The sequence below is a fragment of the Streptomyces sp. NPDC001732 genome (assembly GCF_053596315.1).
This window is the reverse complement of the sequence record NZ_JBSFFY010000004.1, coordinates 211,437-228,093: the sequence shown is the minus strand read 5'-3', so window position 1 is coordinate 228,093 and position 16,657 is coordinate 211,437. Positions and strand designations below refer to the sequence as shown.

10 protein-coding genes and 1 pseudogene are annotated in these 16,657 nt (G+C 72.6%); 7 read left to right on the top strand and 4 right to left on the bottom strand.

The features are described 5' to 3' along the window. The first annotated feature begins 54 nt into the window (after nt 1-54). The 3 genes from ACWCXX_RS07535 (at nt 55) to ACWCXX_RS07525 (ending at nt 3,279) form a co-directional block, all read left to right on the top strand. Nucleotides 55-1,263, top strand: a complete 1,209-nt coding sequence (locus tag ACWCXX_RS07535; protein WP_451125300.1) for a glycosyltransferase family 39 protein — start codon at nt 55-57, stop codon at nt 1,261-1,263. Nucleotides 1,264-1,328: 65 nt separating this feature from the next. Next, nucleotides 1,329-2,843, top strand: a complete 1,515-nt coding sequence (locus ACWCXX_RS07530; protein ID WP_451125298.1) for a methyltransferase domain-containing protein — start codon at nt 1,329-1,331, stop codon at nt 2,841-2,843. A 70-nt stretch (nt 2,844-2,913) separates the two neighbouring features. Further along, nucleotides 2,914-3,279: a hypothetical protein gene (locus ACWCXX_RS07525; RefSeq protein WP_451125296.1), complete on the top strand. Its 366-nt coding sequence runs from the start codon at nt 2,914-2,916 to the stop codon at nt 3,277-3,279. A gap of 206 nt (nt 3,280-3,485) precedes the next feature. On the opposite strand, the gene ACWCXX_RS07520 is transcribed toward ACWCXX_RS07525, so the two are convergent. The 4 genes from ACWCXX_RS07520 to ACWCXX_RS07505 form a co-directional block, all read right to left on the bottom strand. Continuing rightward, nucleotides 3,486-4,409 (bottom strand): carbohydrate ABC transporter permease, encoded by a 924-nt coding sequence (locus ACWCXX_RS07520; RefSeq protein ID WP_451125294.1) that lies wholly within the window; start codon nt 4,407-4,409, stop codon nt 3,486-3,488. Continuing rightward, on the bottom strand, nt 4,406-5,806 hold the full coding sequence (locus tag ACWCXX_RS07515) for a carbohydrate ABC transporter permease (RefSeq protein WP_451125292.1): 1,401 nt from the start codon (nt 5,804-5,806) through the stop codon (nt 4,406-4,408). Before ACWCXX_RS07515 ends, ACWCXX_RS07520 begins: the two co-directional genes overlap by 4 nt. Before the next feature lie 4 nt (nt 5,807-5,810). Beyond that, nucleotides 5,811-7,169 (bottom strand): ABC transporter substrate-binding protein, encoded by a 1,359-nt coding sequence (locus ACWCXX_RS07510; RefSeq protein WP_451125289.1) that lies wholly within the window; start codon nt 7,167-7,169, stop codon nt 5,811-5,813. 142 nt (nt 7,170-7,311) lie between these two features. Further along, on the bottom strand, nt 7,312-10,968 hold the full coding sequence (locus tag ACWCXX_RS07505) for an FHA domain-containing protein (RefSeq protein WP_451125287.1): 3,657 nt from the start codon (nt 10,966-10,968) through the stop codon (nt 7,312-7,314). A 513-nt stretch (nt 10,969-11,481) separates the two neighbouring features. On the opposite strand from ACWCXX_RS07505, the gene ACWCXX_RS07500 reads away from it, so the two are divergent. The 4 genes and pseudogenes from ACWCXX_RS07500 to ACWCXX_RS07485 all read left to right on the top strand — a co-directional run. After that, nucleotides 11,482-13,140, top strand: coding sequence for a serine/threonine-protein kinase (locus tag ACWCXX_RS07500; protein WP_451125285.1), 1,659 nt, complete (start codon nt 11,482-11,484; stop codon nt 13,138-13,140). Between the two features lie 180 nt (nt 13,141-13,320). Beyond that, on the top strand, nt 13,321-14,553 hold the full coding sequence (locus ACWCXX_RS07495; RefSeq protein WP_451125283.1) for a serine/threonine-protein kinase: 1,233 nt from the start codon (nt 13,321-13,323) through the stop codon (nt 14,551-14,553). 251 nt (nt 14,554-14,804) lie between these two features. Continuing rightward, entirely contained in the window at nt 14,805-15,911 is a 1,107-nt protein-coding gene (gene prfB, locus ACWCXX_RS07490) for a peptide chain release factor 2 (RefSeq protein WP_451125281.1), read from the top strand. A gap of 406 nt (nt 15,912-16,317) precedes the next feature. After that, nucleotides 16,318-16,657: pseudogene (locus tag ACWCXX_RS07485) on the top strand (hypothetical protein); the annotation flags it as partial.

Sequence of the window (16,657 nt, the reverse complement as noted above, 5' to 3'; positions counted from 1 at the left end):
GGGTTGCTACGTTCTGTTTTCATGGGTATCCGAATGCGATGCGAAACCTGGGACGTGCGACGCGCGAGAACGGCCGTGCTCGTCGTCGCGGCCGCGGGCCTCCTCACCCGAATGCTGATCGCGGCGAACATGCCGGGACCGGCCGATGTGCGGATCTTCCACGGTTTCGCGAAGGCGATCGTGCGATACGGGCCCATTCGGATTTACGAACAGCCACTGCCCGGACTCCCCGTCTACAACCATCCGCCACTGGCCGGCTGGCTGCTCCTCGGACTGAACGAACTCGAAGAACTCGGCATCCCCTTCGGCACGCTGATCAGATCACCCGCCTCGATCGCCGATTTCTTCTGCGCGCTCCTCGTGTTCGAGATCGTGCGCCGCCGCCGTTCCGTCGGCGCGGCGGTCGCCTGCGGCATCGGGGTGGCCGTCAGCCCCGTCCTCATCGCCACCTCCGGCTACCACGGCAACACCGACGCGGTCGCCATCACCTTCGCCCTGGCCGCCGCCCACCTCCTCGTGGACCGCAGGGCCCCACTGGCCGCCGGGGTGGCCGCCGCGCTCTCGATCAGCGTCAAGTTCATCCCCGTGGTGGTGCTCCCGGCGCTGTTCCTCGTCGCGCTGCGGTCCGGCCGGCCCGCCCGCATCCGCTTCTGCGCGGGCTTCGCCGCACTGATCGCCCTGGTCTGGGGGCCGGCCCTGATGACCGTGCCGCAGAACCTCCGGGAGAACGTCCTGGAGTACGCGGGCGGCGGCTACCGCCTCTGGGGCCTCGTCAGGTTCGCCGAGCTGTTCGGCCTGCCGGAGTCCTTCATCACCTACATCGAGGGCGACGGCCACCTCCTCTTCGTCCTGGCCTGCATGGCGGCCGGGGCCTGGCTCGCCCTGCTGCGGCCCGCGCAGCTGCCCGTCGTCGTCGCCGTCACGATGGGGCTCCTGCTGCTGCTCTCCACCGCCTCCGCCCTCCAGTACCTGACCTGGGCGGCGGCCGGCCTGTTCGTCATCGGCTTCTGGGAGGGCGCCGCGTACGGCTGCCTGCTCGGCCTGACCGCGGTCCTCGGCTACCAGGGCCGCTCCGCCGTGCGCTGGAGCGAAACGGTGCTGCAACTCGGCGAGGCCGGCTGGGCCGTCCTCGCCGTCTGCCTCGTCGTCGGCATCCGCAAGATCCTCGCCGCCCCGCCCGGCACACCCCCCGAAAACCCTGACGGGCGGGTCCCGGTCACGGCCCCCCGTGCCGCGCGACCCGCCGACTCCGTCGTCAACTGACCGCCCCCGAACGCCGCGCCCCCCACCCCGCACCCCGAGTACCGAGCACAACAGGAGAACACCCCGTGAAGGAAAGCCCGAGCCCCAGGATCGGCATCCTGGTGGTCGCGTACAACGCCGAGACGACGCTGGAGAAGACCCTCGACCGCATTCCGGAGGACTTCCGGGCCAAGGTCGACGAGATCCTCATTCTCGACGACGCGAGCCACGACGCGACCTTCACCGCGGGCTGCCGCTGGTCACAGGCGGAGGGAATGCCGCGCACCGTGGTGATGCGGCACACCAAGAACCTCGGATACGGCGGGAACCAGAAGGCCGGATACGCCCTGGCCGCCGAGCACGGACTCGACATCGTCGTGCTGCTGCACGGCGACGGACAGTACGCCCCCGAATTCCTGCCCGAGATGGTCGCCCCGATCGAACGCGGCGAATGCGAGGCCGTCTTCGGATCACGCATGATGAAATCCGGCTCGGCCCTCAAGGGCGGCATGCCGATGTACAAATGGCTCGGCAACCGCATTCTCACCCGGGTGGAGAACGCCCTCCTCGGCTCGCGGCTCACCGAATTCCACTCCGGATACCGCGCCTACAGCGTCGCGGCGCTCAAGAAGCTGCCGATCCACCGGAACACCGACGCGTTCGACTTCGACACCCAGATCATCGTCCAGCTGCTCGACGCGGGAATGCGGATCAAGGAGATCCCCGTCCCCACGTACTACGGCGACGAGATCTGCTACGTCAACGGCATGAAATACGCGAAGGACGTCGTCAAGGACGTCCTCGAATACCGGCTCGCAGTCAAGGGATTCGGCACCTGCGGCTGGATCCCCAAGCCCGTCGAGTACGCGTTCAAGGAGGGCGACGGCTCCTCGCACGCCGTCATCCTCGACCGGATGCGCGGCCTCCCGCCCGGCCGGGTCCTCGACCTCGGCTGCTCCGGCGGGCTGTTCGCCCAGCGCCTCGAAGCACTCGGCCACGAGGTGACGGGCGTGGACTACGTCGAGGTCCCCGGCGTGCGCGACAAGTGCACCCGCTTCCACCTCGCCGACCTGGAGGAGGGCCTGCCCGTCGAGATCGGCACCGGCTACGACTACGTGGTCGCCGGGGACGTCATCGAGCACCTCTCCCGCCCCGAGCGGGTGCTGGCCGAGATCGTCGAGGTGCTGCGGCCCGGCGGCCACGTGCTGCTCTCCGTACCGAACTTCAGCCACTGGTACTCACGGCTGCGGGTCGCGTTCGGCGTCTTCGGCTACGACCGGCGCGGCATCCTCGACGAAACGCATCTGCGCTTCTTCACCCGGTCCAGCCTGCGCCGCACGGTCCGCGACACGGGCTACGACGTCCTCGACATCACGTCCACCGGCGCCCCGTTCTGGGCGCTGCTCGGCGGCGGCCCGCTCCCCGCGGTCCTCGGCGGGGCGTCGAAACTGCTCACCCGGATCCGGCCGACGCTGTTCGGCTATCAGCACGTCGCCCTGCTCACCCCGCACGCGGCCGAGACGATCATCGCTGGAGAGCACGTCGATGTACAGGACATCCTCAACCGACAGCACGTCCCCGCGGACCGGGTCGGCGTCTGACCTCGGCGTTCCCCGGCCCACCCCCGCCCCGGCACCCCCGTCCCCGGACGCCGCAGTCAGGAGCAAGGCGTTGAACCTCCCCAGTCTGATGCTGCTGTTGTTCGCCGTGTTCTCGTCGGCGGGCGGCCAGATCATGCTCAAGCACGGGATGAGGAGCGCAGCGGCGGCCGCGGGACACGAGGGATCCCTCGTCATGCGCGCCGCGACCAGCCCCTGGGTCGTCCTCGGTCTGGTGGTCTTCGCGGTGTCCGCACTCGCCTGGATGGCCACCCTGGCCACGGTGCCGCTGTCCATCGCCTACCCGTTCAACGCCCTCGGGTACCTGCTGATCGTGCTGGCCGGGGCGACCGTGCTGCACGAGCGGACCTCGATGTGGACCTGGGGCGGCTCGCTCCTCGTGGTCGTCGGCCTCATCACCGTGATGGTGGGTCAGTAGCGCCGGGGCACAACACGGCCACGGGGCGTTCGCCGCGCGGGCGGGTGCTCCGCAAACGCCCGCCGGAGCGACCGGGTTGCGTCGGAACGCGGCAGATCCGTGAAACGGCAAAAGGGGCGGGTCCGCTCGGGTGAGCAGACCCGCCCCGGGTTGACGCACGGTGGTGCGTATCGTCTCGGCGTGCCCGAACGGCCCGCCGGACGCGGCTACTTCACCGCGCCCGCCATCACGCCGGAGACGAACTGGCGCTGGAAGGCGAAGAAGACCACCAGCGGAATCACCATCGACACGAAGGCGCCCGGCGCCAGCACGTCGATGTTGTTGCCGAACTGCCTGACCTGCTGCTGGAGGGCCACGGTGATCGGCGGCGAGTCGGAGTCCGCGAAGATCAGCGCGACCAGCATGTCGTTCCACACCCAGAGGAACTGGAAGATCCCCAGCGAGGCGATCGCCGGTCCGCCCAGCGGCATCACGACCCGGGTGAAGAGCCGGATCTCGCCCGCTCCGTCGAGCCGGGCCGCCTCCAGCAGTTCCCTCGGGATCTCCGCGAAGAAGTTCCGCAGCAGGAAGATCGCGAAGGGCAGCCCGAAGGCCGTGTGGAAGAGGATCACGCCGAAGGTCGTCTCGAAGATCCCGACCGCCCCGAAGAGCTTGGAGACCGGGACGAGGGCGACCTGCACCGGGACCACCAGCAGCCCCACGACCACCAGGAACCACCAGTCGCGGCCGGGGAACTCCATCCAGGCGAAGGCGTAGCCGGCCAGTGAACCGATCACGACGACCAGGACGGTCGCCGGGACGGTGATCATGACCGTGCTGAGGAGGGAGTTGGTGATGGTCGAATTCTCGAGCAGGCGGGAGTAGTTGTCGAAGGTGAGCTGGGAGGGGGCCGTGAAGACCTTCCACCAGCCGGTCGACGCGATCTCCTCCGGACCGCGCAGCGAGGACAGCAGCAGCCCGACGGTCGGCATCAGCCAGAACAGGGCCACCAGGACGAGGAAGACCCGCATCAGGCCGCCGCCGGCGCGGGCGGCCAGGCGCGAGCCGAGGGGCCGCCGGGCCTTCACCGGCTCGTCCCCGGCCGTCGTGCCCGTGCCGGTGGCCGCGGTCGTGGTCGACGCTGTCGTCATCGGCGCCCCTCCTTCCTGATCCGGCGGATGTTGACGTACATCACCGGGAGTACCAGCAGCAGCAGGAGTACGGCGATGGCGCTGCCGATCCCGAGGTCCGCGTCCGTGCCGAACGAGGACCGGTAGAGCTGGAGAGCCAGCACGTTCGCGTCGTCCTGCGAGGAGCCCGGCGCGATGATGAAGATCAGGTCGAAGACCTTCAGCACGTTGATCATCAGCGTCACCAGCACCACCACGAGCACGGGCGCGAGCATCGGCACCGTGATCCGGCGGAACACCTGCCACTCGTTCGCGCCGTCCACCCGGGCCGCTTCGAGGAGTTCGCGCGGCAGCCCGGCGAGTCCCGCCGCGATCAGCACCATCGCGAACCCGGCCCACATCCAGACGTAGGAACCGATGATCCCCGGCGTCACGAGCGTCGGGCCGAGCCACTCCACGCCGTTGTACGGCTCCCTGAAGTTCGAGGCGGGCAACCGGAGTTCGGCGCCGTCCGCCGACGCGGGCAGGGTGAACGTGCCGTCCGCCCCCGCCTTCGCCGAGGCGACCACCTTGCCGTCCTTGACCGCCTCGACCTCGATGCCCTTGAGCCCCAGCTCCTTGGCGTCGATGACATTGGGCTTGCCGCCGCCGCCCCGGGTGAAGTCCAGCCACGCGGTACCGGTGATCTTCCTCTCGTCCGCGGCGGCGGCCTTCGCCGGCTCCGCGTCCGACGGCATCTTCGTCGGGGGCACACCGACCAGCGGGAGCTGGACCGGCTGCCCGGCCCGCACCGTGGTCTTCGTGACGAACGAGCCGCCATCTCCCGCCCTGAGGGGGTGGACGGGCAGCGGATGTGCCTTCGGGTAGCCCGCCGACTCGGAGAACGTGTCGTGCACGCCCACCCACACGGCGTTGGCGATCCCGCGCTCCGGCGCCTGGTCGTACACCAGCCGGAAGATGATGCCCGCCGCGAGCATGGAGATCGCCATCGGCATGAAGACGATCAGCTTGAACGCCGTGCCCCAGCGGACCCGTTCGGTCAGCACCGCGAAGATCAGCCCGAGGGCCGTGGCGACCGTCGGCGCGAACACCACCCAGACCGCGTTGTTCTTGACCGCCGTGCGGATGGTGTCGTCGGTGAACAGCGCCTTGTAGTTGTCGAGTCCGGCGAAGCCCGTGCCCGCCTGGTCGAAGAACGACCGGTAGACGGAGTAGGCGATCGGATAGACCACGAGCGCGCCCAGCAGGACCAGCGCGGGCGCCAGGAAGAGCCCCGCCAGGAGCCGGCGGGTGCCGGTCACGCTCCTGCGGCTGCGGTCCGGCCTGCCCGGCGACCTGTGGGGGGAGGCCGCCGGGGACGGATGCTTCTTGTCGGCGGGGGGCGCCGCGTCGGTGCCCCCCGCTGCGGATGTCGTCATTGCGTCAGCTCTTGTACGCCTTGGCCGCGTCGGACTCCAGCTTCGCCTGGGTCCCCGCGATGTCCTTCGGGTTCTTCAGGAAGTCCTGGAGGGTCTTCCACTCGCCCTTGCCGGGCGTCCCGCCGAACGACTGCGGGGCCTGGTCGGACATGTCGAACCGGACGGAGTCACCGGCCGAGATCAGCGCCTTCGCCATCGTGCGCTGCACCTCGTTCGGGTACGCGGCGGCGTCCAGGGACTTGTTCGGCGAGATGAACCCGCCCTGCTCGGCCATGATCTTCGCGGCGTCGGCCGAGGCCAGCCAGGTCAGCAGGGCCTGGGCGCCCTTGCCGTCCTTCAGAGCCACCGCGGCGTCGCCACCGGTCACGACGGGAGACTCGGAGCCGACCGCCGGGAACGGGAACACCTTGGCGTCGGTGCCGATCTTGGCCTTCGTCTGCGCGATGTTGACGCTCACGAAGTCGCCCTCGAAGACCATCGCGGCCTTGGGCGTGTCACCGCCGGTGAAGGTCTGGGTGACCGAGGCCGGGAACTCCGTCTGCAGCGCGCCGTCGGCCCCGCCCGCGATCAGCGACGGCTTGCCGAAGAGCTGCGCGAGCGTGGTCAGGGCGTCCTTGACGGACCCGTCCGTCCACTTGATCTTGTGCTGCGCCAGCTGGTCGTACTTCTCCGGCCCGGCCTGGGAGAGGTAGACGTTCTCGAACCAGTCGGTGAGGGTCCAGCCGTCCGCGCCGCCGACCGAGACCGGGGTGACGCCCGAGGCGGACACCGTCTCGGCCGTCGCCAGGAAGTCCTTCCAGGTCTTCGGCTCACTGGCGCCCGCGTTCTCGAACGCCTTGGCGTTGTACCAGATCAGGGACTTGTTGGCGGCCTTGAAGTAGACGCCGTACTGGGCGCCGTCCACCGCGCCGAGGTCCTGCCAGACCTTCGAGTAGTTCTTGTCGAGCTGGGCCTTGGCCTCGGGGCCGACCGGCTTGGCCCACTTCTTCTCCACGGCCTGCTTGATCGCGCCGACCTGCGGGATCATCGCGACGTCCGGCGGCTGACCTCCCGCGATCTTCGTACCGAGGAAGTTGACGATGGGATCCTGCGCCGGGACGAAGGTGACCGTCGCCCCCGTGCGCTTCTCGAACTCCTTCAGCACCTTGACGAAGTTGGCCTGCTCGGCGCCGGTCCAGACCGCCGCGACCGAGAGCTTCTCGCCGTTCAGCTTCGGCAGCGCGACGGACGGGCTCGCCCCGTTACCGGAAGCCTTGTCCGGCTCGTCCTTCTTGCCGCTGTCGTCACTGCAGCCCGTGAGGGCCAGTGCGCCGATGGCGGTGAACACCAGGGCGGCCCTGCCGATCCGATGGGTTGTGCGCATTGCTTCCCCGTCTCTCACATCGATGTGTGCGCACAGTCCTAACGCCCGGCGGCGGACGCCGCAATACTGCTTCTCGCGTCAACTCCTTGATCGTGATGGGCTCGTGACGTAATGTCGTTTGATTTTCCGGGCGCCGCACCGGTCAGGAGGGGACGGGACCGAGCGGGGCCACCGGCTCGGCGCCCACCGAGCGCGCCGCCCGCTCCAGCGCACTGGCCAGCAACGCCAAGTCCGTTGGCCCGTTGCCCAGTTCGCGCACCGGGCGCCGGGTCGGCGGATCGCCCATCCGCTCCCACTCCAACGGGACGACGGTGGGACGCAACGTCGCCGTACGGGGTATGCGCCCGGTCACCCGGCCGCCCTGGAACGGGGTCACCCGCCCGTCCGGATGTCCGAGCCTGCCGCGTCCGGGAGCCGGTTCGTCCGGCGACGGCGGCACCACGGGCGGGTCCAGCACGATCCGCAGCCGGGCCCCGTCGGCCAGGTCCGTGTCCTGCGTGCGGTCCGGCCGGGCGGACGTCGCGACCAGGTGGACGCCGAGCCGGCCGCCCTCCCTCGCCACGGCCTCCAGGGCCCGCACGACCGACCCCGCGGCGGGCCGCCCGGGACTGCCGAGGGCCGGGGCGACCAGCGCGTCGAAGTCGTCGACCAGGACGACGAGCCGGGGCAGCGGGGAGGGGCCGGGCCGCGCGGAGGACCGGGTGGCGGGACGCAGCCGGAGCGTCCCGCTCGCCGGGGAGTCCAGGTCGCCGCGCTGTTCGGCGGCGGTCGGCGGACGCTGCCCGACCAGGTGTTCCGCCGCCTCGTGCCGATGGTGCCACTCGGCGAAGTCGTACGGCCCCAGCAGCTCGGCGCGCCGCTTCAGCTCGCCGCCCAGCGCCTGGGCGAACTCCCGCATCCGCACCGGGTCGCAGGCCACCAGATGCATGAAGGCGTGCGGGAGTTCGGTGCACGGGCTCAGGCTCTCGCCCCGCTCGCCACCCGCGCCGTCCACCAGCAGGATGCCCAGCAGATCGGGCCGGGCGGCGGCGGCCAGCGAGGCGGCGACGGCCCGCAGCAGCTCAGTGCGCCCGCTGCCGGCCGGACCCTCGATGAGCAGGTGGGGTCCCTCCTGCGCCAGGTCCACACTGACCGCGCCCCGGGGCCCGGCCCCGAGCACCACCACGGGCCGTCCGACGGCTGCGGGAGCGGCGTCCGCCGTGGCGGACGCACCGACGGCCGCGGCACCGTCCGCGTCCGCCTCGTCCCTGATTCGGGCGGTGGCGGAGCTTCCGCTTCCTGCATTTCCGGTTCCTGCACCCCGTGCGGTGATTCGGGGCATATCGCCGCCGGCCGGCCCGCCGACCCGCTTCGGGCCGGACCCGGCGGAACGGAGGCCGCCGGATTCCCGGCCCGCGCCCCCGGTGTCCTCGCCCCGCGCGTCACCCCCGCCGGTCCAGGGACCCGTCCCGGACCCGGGCACCGTCCGGGAGGCCGGGCCCGGACGCTGACCCCCTATGCGGGGAGCGTCGTCGGGGACGGGGACGTGGTGCGTCGCACTGCCGGGGACGCCGGGGTACGGGGGGCGCCCGGAGCCGGGGAAGGGGGTGGCGTCGTCCGGCGCGAGGGCGCGGCCGGGGGTGCCGATGTGGGTGGCGCTCTCGCTGCCGGGGTACGGGGTGCGGCCCGAACCGGGGACGTATCCGTCCGGCCCCGGCGTACTGCCCGTGCGCTGGGCGCCCACGCGCGGGTACGCCGCACGGCCCGGACCGCGGCCGTCCGCTTCACCGCTCGCCGGGCCGACCGGCCGACGGCCCGCGGCACCGGGCTGGTCGTCGGCCGTGGAGGCCCAGCGGGCCATCAGGGAGGCCGGGGTGGCACGGGCCAGGCCCAGCTCGTCCAGCAGCCGGGCGGTCGTCGGGAGCGCCGCCGACGAGGGCCTGCCCCCGGCCGTCGCCGAACCCTCCGCGCGCAGCGGGGCCAGCGCCCGGCCGAACCGCTCGGCCCAGTGCGCCGACACCGCGTCCACCGCGGCGACCGTGCCCCGGCCCGCGGCCCGGCCGTCAGCCGTCCGCAGCAGCCGCAGGGCCGTCGCCACGTCGCCGCTCAGCATCGCCACCGCCCCGCACTCGCGGAACGCGATCGAGGCGTGGCAGGCGGCCTCGTACGTCGCCGCGACCGGCGAGGTGGGCGTGGCCGAGGGGGTCTCGGCCAGACAGATCAGATGGATGCCCGCCGCGGCCCCGGCGGCGGCCAGCCGGGCGGTGTTCTCGCGCAGCACCGCCGAGCCGGGATCGCCGTCGACGACCACCACCGTGTACGGCCCGGTGTACCGCGCGGCGGCCTCGGCGACCGTGGCCCGGTCCAGGCTCGCCCAGCCGGGCCCGAGCGGCCCGTCGTCCAGTCGGCGCACCAGCTCCGTCGTACGGGCGGTGGCCTGCTCGCGGTCGTACGCGAGGAGCAGCCGGCAGTCCTGGCCGTGCATCGGCCGCAGATGGGGCAGCCAGCCGAGCCAGGCCCACTCGCGTCTGCGCTCCTCCGCGCCGCGGGTGCGGTCGGTGCTGATCAGCACGATCTCCAGATCGGCGGGGGAGTGCAGCGCGGCGAGCTGCGCCACCGCCGAACGGGCGAGACCGGCCAGCCGGGTCCGCGGCCCCGCGAGCCCGAGCGAGCCCGCCTCCCGCAGCCCCACCGTCACGGGCACGGCGGGCAGCTCGGCCCGGTCCGTCGTCCCCAGGCGCACCACGAGCGCCTCGGGGTGGTCGGTGCCGCGCTCCCACAGCCGGGGGCCGGGGCCGAGCGCGGTCAGCAGCACGGCCGCGGGGTCGGGCCAGGTGCTCCGCTCGGCGACCCCGGGGGCCGCCGCGGTCATGGCGGGGGAGGCCGGCCCCGGGGCGCCCGTCCCGTCGGGCGTCGCCTCGTGCACGGGCTCGCCCCGGTTGCCCGCGAGCCGGCGGGCCCAGGCGCCTATCCCGCCCCGCCGGGGCGTCCCCTCGTCCGGGAGACGGGCGGGGCGCTCGGCGGCGGACCGGCGCGCGCCGTCCGGCTCCTCCAGGTCGCCCCCGCGGCCGTGCTCCGCGCCGGACGCCTCGTGGGGCGCGGGGTGGTCGGGGACGGCCGGGGCGTAGTCGTGGTCCGGACGGTGCTCCCCGTCGGCCCCGGCTCCGGCCGCCGTGCCGGAGACCCGCAGGTGTCCCTCGCCGTCCGGGGCCGTGGGCAGCGTCGGGCCGGACGCGCCGGAGGTCAGCCGGAGCGTGGACTCGCCGAGCCGCAGCAGCGCGCCGGGCTTCAGCCGGACCGGGCGGTCGTGGACCTCCGCGCCGTCGAGCAGGGTGCCGTTGGTGGAGCCGAGGTCCGCCACCGAGACCAGGCCGTCGGCGGAGACCGTCACCGCGCAGTGCAGCCGGGACACGTCGGGGTCGTCGAGCGGTACGTCCGCGTCGACGGAGCGGCCGATCCGGACCCGGCCGCCGTGCAGCAGATGGACCCCGCCCGCGTCGGGCCCGGCGACCACGTGCAGCTGGGCCGGGACGGCGTCGTCCACCGCCTCGTCCTCGCCCGGGACCTGGAGCGAGAGCACCGCCCCGTCGACCAGCGGGGGCTCACCCAGCGCGCACCGCTGCGCGTCGAGCCGCTCGCGCCCGGCGAACAGCACCACCGCGCCGCTGCCGAGCGAGCCGTCGGGGCCGAGGACGGCCGCGGCCAGGTTGGACGCCACGGTGGCGAGCGCCGTCCCGGGCGGGGCGGTGACCAGCACGTCGCACGCGCGCGCCGGGGTCTGGCCGCTGCGCGGCGCGAGGACGGTCAGCCGGATCTGCATCGCCGTCAGCGGTCCCTTCTGCGCGGGGCGCCGGGCAGGGGAAACGCCCTGTGATTCCCCCCACCCGACACGGACGCGTCGTCCGGTACAGGTTCGTCACGTGCCGCGGGGCTCCCGTCCCCACAGTTCCGTGCTGGAGGCATCCTCGCACCTGCCACCGACAACACGCCCGGCGGCCACCGCCAAGTGATCTTGAAACGTCGGCTGTGCGCCCATAAATGCCCGCTTGGAACCCCCGCGCGCCTGTTCGGAACAGTGCCCGGGGCGCCGGAACCGTGCCGGAGGTCCGTCCGGAACACTTTTGTCGCACTTGTGTGCGGCAACCATCGGCCCCGTGCCGGCGTCTTGCTCCGCGACGGGCCGGTACCTCCCCGGCGACCACGACGCGGCGGGCGTGCGTACCGGGTCCCGCGGGCCCGGCACGATCCGAACGAGAGGCCCTAGAGTGGGCCGGAACTCCCGGGCGGACCCGGGAACACCGCAAGCACCACGAATCTGCAGGGAGCGCATGACGTGCGGCCGGTAGGCAGCAAGTACCTCCTGGAGGAGCCGCTGGGACGCGGCGCCACGGGCACCGTCTGGCGTGCCCGCCAGCGGGAGACCGCGGGCGCCGAGGCGGCCGTCGCCGGCCAGCCCGGCGAGACCGTCGCGATCAAGGTCCTGAAGGAAGAGCTCGCCAACGACGCCGACATCGTGATGCGGTTCCTGCGCGAGCGCTCCGTACTGCTCCGGCTCACCCACGAGAACATCGTGCGCACCCGCGACCTGGTCGTGGAGGGTGATCTCCTCGCCCTCGTCATGGACCTGATCGACGGCCCCGACCTGCACCGCTACCTCCGCGAGAACGGCCCGCTCACCCCGGTCGCCGCCGCGCTGCTCACCGCACAGATCGCGGACGCCCTCGCCGCCAGCCACGCCGACGGCGTGGTCCACCGCGACCTGAAGCCCGCCAACGTCCTGCTCGACGAGCGCGACGGCCGGATGCGCCCGATGCTCACCGACTTCGGCATCGCGCGGCTGGCCGACTCCCCGGGCCTCACCCGGACCCACGAGTTCGTCGGCACGCCCGCCTACGTGGCGCCCGAGTCCGCCGAGGGCCGTCCGCAGACCTCCGCCGTCGACATCTACGGCGCGGGCATCCTGCTGTACGAGCTGGTCACCGGCCGCCCGCCGTTCGCGGGCGCCACCGCCCTCGAAGTGCTGCACCAGCACCTCAGCGAGGAGCCCCGCCGCCCCAGCACCGTCCCGCAGCCCCTGTGGACGGTGATAGAGCGCTGCCTGAGCAAGGACCCGGGCCGCCGCCCCAGCGCCGAGAACCTGGCCCGCGCGCTGCGCGTCGTCGCCGAGGGCATCGGCGTGCACGCCAGCTCCGCCCAGATCGCGGCGGCCGACGGCGTGGGCGCCCTCCTGGCCCCCGACCCGGCACCCGCGCCCGTCCCGGCCGCCCCCGGCGCCGCGGACCCCACACAGGTGCTGCCGAGCAACGCGGGCTCGTACGACCCGGAGGGCGCCACCAGCGTCCTGCCGCAGACCTCCGGCCAGGGCGGCGGGCACGCCGACCCGACCTCGGTCCTGCCGCCGGTGCCGCCGCGCCCGGACGGCCCGCCGCAGCCCGAGGAGCCGCACCCCTGGCAGTCCCAGCTCCGGGCGGCCCGCGACCGCAACGAGCAGACCCAGGTCCAGTACCTCGACCCGAGCGAGGACCCGCTGCGCCGTCGCCCCCAGCGACCCCAGCCGCAGCAGCAGCGTCGGCAGCCGCCGCCGCCCCAGCACCAGCAGTACCAGCAGCAGTACCCCCAGCAGCAGCCGCAGCAGCAGTACCCCCAGCAGCGGCAGCAGTACCAGCCGCAACCTCAGCCACCCCAGCCCCAGCCCCGCCAGCAGTACGCGCCTCCGCAGCAGCCCCAGCCGCCGGCCCCCCGGCCGCCCCGCGAGCCGCGGCAGCGCAGCGCCAACCCGATGCGGATCCCCGGCCTCGGCTGCCTCAAGGGCTGCCTGTTCACCCTGGTCCTGCTCTTCGTCGCGGGCTGGCTGATCTGGGAGCTGACCCCGCTGCAGGACTGGATCGGCCAGGGCAAGAGCTACTGGAAGGCGATCAGCGACACGGTCTCCACCATCACCGACTGGATCTCGGAACTGGGTGGCAGCGACAGCGGCACCGGCACCCCCTGAGCAGTCGGCACACCATCGAATCTGTAGCTATATCGACTTCTGCGGGCCGGTTTCCACGCATATCGCCCGCAGAAGTGAGGCTTGGCGCCGACCCGGGCACTCAACACCCCGATCGACGCGTAACTTTGTCGACCGGGGGTCATGAGCGACGGTCCATCGCCAGCCGCTGAGGGAGCAGTCTTGGCACGGAATATCGGCAGCCGGTACACCGCCCACCAGATCTTGGGGCGCGGCAGCGCCGGAACGGTGTGGCTCGGCGACGGGCCCGAGGGCCCGGTGGCCATCAAGCTGCTCCGCGAGGACCTCGCGTCCGACCAGGAGCTCGTGGGCCGCTTCGTGCAGGAACGCACCGCCCTGCTCGGACTCGACCACCCGCACGTCGTCGCCGTCCGCGACCTCGTGGTGGACGGCAACGACCTGGCCCTGGTCATGGACCTGGTGCGCGGCACCGACCTGCGCACCCGGCTGGACCGCGAACGGCGCCTCGCCCCCGAGGCGGCCGTGGCGATCATCGCGGACGTCGCCGACGGCCTCGCCGCCGCGCACGCCGCGGGCATCGTCCACCGGGACGTCAAGCCGGAGAACATCCTGCTCGACATGGAGGGCCCGCTCGGCCCCGGCGGCTCGCACCCGGCGCTGCTCACCGACTTCGGCGTGGCCAAACTGATCGACACCCCGCGCCGCACCAAGGCCACCAAGATCATCGGCACGCCGGACTACCTGGCCCCCGAGATAGTCGAGGGCCTCCCGCCCCGCGCCGCAGTCGACATCTACGCCCTCGCGACCGTCCTGTACGAACTCCTCGCCGGTTTCACGCCCTTCGGCGGCGGACACCCCGGCGCGGTCCTGCGCCGTCACGTCACCGAGACGGTCGTCCCCCTCCCCGGCATCCCCGACGAGCTCTGGCAGCTCCTGGTCCAGTGCCTGGCCAAGGCCCCGGCCTCCCGGCTGCGCGCCTCCGAACTCGCCGCCCGGCTGCGCGAGCAGCTCCCGCAGCTGGCCGGCATCCCGCCGCTCGACGTCGACGAACCGGACGCCGAACCGGAACCCCGGACGTACGACGAGCAGCAGTACGCCCCCGCCCCCGAGGAACCCCGCCGCCGCGGCGCGGTCCCGCTGGTCCCCGGCTCCTCCGCCGACTCCAACCGCGACACCCACACCAGCATGCGGGTCCCGGCCCCCGACGAACTCTCCGGCGGCCCCCGGGGCACGGCCCGCGCCCCCCGCGCTCCCGGCACGCCCCGCCCCGGCTCGGCCCGCAACAGGTCCGCGGCCGTCCGCAAGCGCCGGCTGACCCTGGGCGCCGCCGCGCTGGTGCTGGTGGCGGCGGTGGGCGGCTGGCTGGCGCTGGGCGGCGACGACGGGGAGGCGCCCCCGCAGGAGACGGAGAAATCGGCCCCGGCCGCCCCCTGACCCCGGCCCGGTCCCGGACCCCGGCCGCCCCCCGGCCCCGTCCCTGATCCCGGTCCGGCCGGGACGGGGTGCCGAGGCCCGAAACCGGGGGACCGCCCCGGTCCGGCCGGGGCGCCGACGCCTCCTCCGGGGCCCGGAAGCCGCCCGGACGCCTGCCGCGGCACGGTTCGCGAGGGCGTCGGGGCCCGGTCGCCGGGTGGTGATCATGCGGCCCGAGGAACGTCCGCGCCGACAGCCGTTACGCTGGACCCGTGGCAGTCGTCGATATTTCCGAAGAGCTGAAGTCCCTCTCCTCGACCATGGCGTCGATCGAGGCCGTCCTGGACCTGGATGCGCTGAGGGCGGACATCGCCGCGCTCGAGGAGCAGGCGGCAGCACCCTCCCTCTGGGACGACCCGGAGGCGGCACAGAAGATCACCAGCAAGCTTTCGCACCTCCAGGCCGAGGTCCGCAAGACCGAGGCCCTCCGCGGCCGGATCGACGATCTCGAAGTCCTCTTCGAGCTCGCGCAGGACGAGGGCGACCCCGACGCCCTGGCCGAGGCGGAGTCGGAGCTGGAGTCCGTCCGCAAGGCGTTGGACGAGATGGAGGTCCGTACCCTCCTGTCCGGCGAGTACGACTCCCGCGAGGCCCTGGTCAACATCAGGGCCGAGGCCGGTGGCGTGGACGCGGCCGACTTCGCCGAGAAGCTCCAGCGCATGTACCTGCGCTGGGCCGAGCAGCGCGGTTACAAGACCGAGGTCTACGAGACGTCGTACGCGGAGGAGGCCGGCATCAAGTCGACCACCTTCGCCGTCCAGGCCCCGTACGCCTACGGCACGCTCTCCGTCGAGCAGGGCACGCACCGGCTCGTCCGGATCTCGCCCTTCGACAACCAGGGCCGCCGCCAGACGTCCTTCGCGGGCGTCGAGGTGCTGCCGGTGGTCGAGCAGACCGATCACATCGAGATCGACGAGTCCGAGCTGCGCGTGGACGTGTACCGCTCCTCGGGCCCCGGCGGCCAGGGCGTCAACACCACGGACTCCGCGGTCCGTCTGACCCACCTCCCGACCGGGATCGTCGTCTCCTGCCAGAACGAGCGCTCGCAGATCCAGAACAAGGCGTCCGCGATGAACGTCCTCCAGGCGAAGCTCCTCGAACGCCGCCGCCAGGAGGAGCAGGCCAAGATGGACGCCCTCAAGGGCGACGGCGGCAATTCCTGGGGCAACCAGATGCGGTCGTACGTCCTGCACCCGTACCAGATGGTCAAGGACCTGCGTACGGAGTTCGAGATGGGCAACCCGGAGGCGGTCTTCAACGGCGAGATCGACGGCTTCCTCGAAGCGGGCATCCGCTGGCGCAAGCAGCGCGAGAAGTAGCCGGACGGGCCCCGGCGGCCCGTGTCCGAGCGGTTCACGGCGGTGCCGGAATCCCCACGGGGGTTCCGGCACCGCCGTTCTCGTCGGGCCCGGACACGGGGCCGCTCCCGGAGGGGAGTTGGGGTTCCGGGTGCGGAGGCGTCGTGGCGAGTGCGTCACAGTCGTGATGCTGAATGAAGCTCAACTGCGGGCAAAACGGTGCAGATTGCACGGAACGGCCTTGACGTAGTCCTTAACTCTGGACAGGGTGCTAGGGCAGCATGCGTATGTCTGGGACGGGTGTGAACGGGGGCGGGCGGCATGGCCACGGCTCGACGTGGGCCGGCGTTCGGAGCAAACCCCGCCGAGCCATCGCCCCGCATATGGCTGCTCCACTGACGAGAACAGCTACTGGGGGTAGCAGCACATGACGAAGAAGACGCGAGTCCGCGTCGCGCGGATCGCCGCAGGTGCGGTAATCGCCGCGGGTGCCTCGCTCACCGCCGCCGGCGCGGCGTCGGCGGTCGGCATCGGCGTCGACCTCGGTGTCATGTCCACCAAGGCCGAGGTCGACGAGGGCGGTCTGGGCATCGACGCCGACATCAAGTCTCCCGACGGCGAGTCCGACGGCGGCGAGTCCGACAGCGGGGGCGGTGTCGACGCCGGTACGGACGCGGGCACGGATGCCGGTACGGACGCAGGCACCGACGCCGGGACCAACGGCAACAACGGCGGCAACGGCAACAACGGCGGCAATGCCGATGGTG

Coding starts and splice junctions, on each gene's coding strand:
- ACWCXX_RS07520 (WP_451125294.1), bottom strand. CDS start 4,409: ATGACGACAGCGTCGACCACGACCGCGGCCACCGGCACGGGCACGACG.
- ACWCXX_RS07515 (WP_451125292.1), bottom strand. CDS start 5,806: ATGACGACATCCGCAGCGGGGGGCACCGACGCGGCGCCCCCCGCCGAC.
- ACWCXX_RS07510 (WP_451125289.1), bottom strand. CDS start 7,169: ATGCGCACAACCCATCGGATCGGCAGGGCCGCCCTGGTGTTCACCGCC.
- ACWCXX_RS07505 (WP_451125287.1), bottom strand. CDS start 10,968: ATGCAGATCCGGCTGACCGTCCTCGCGCCGCGCAGCGGCCAGACCCCG.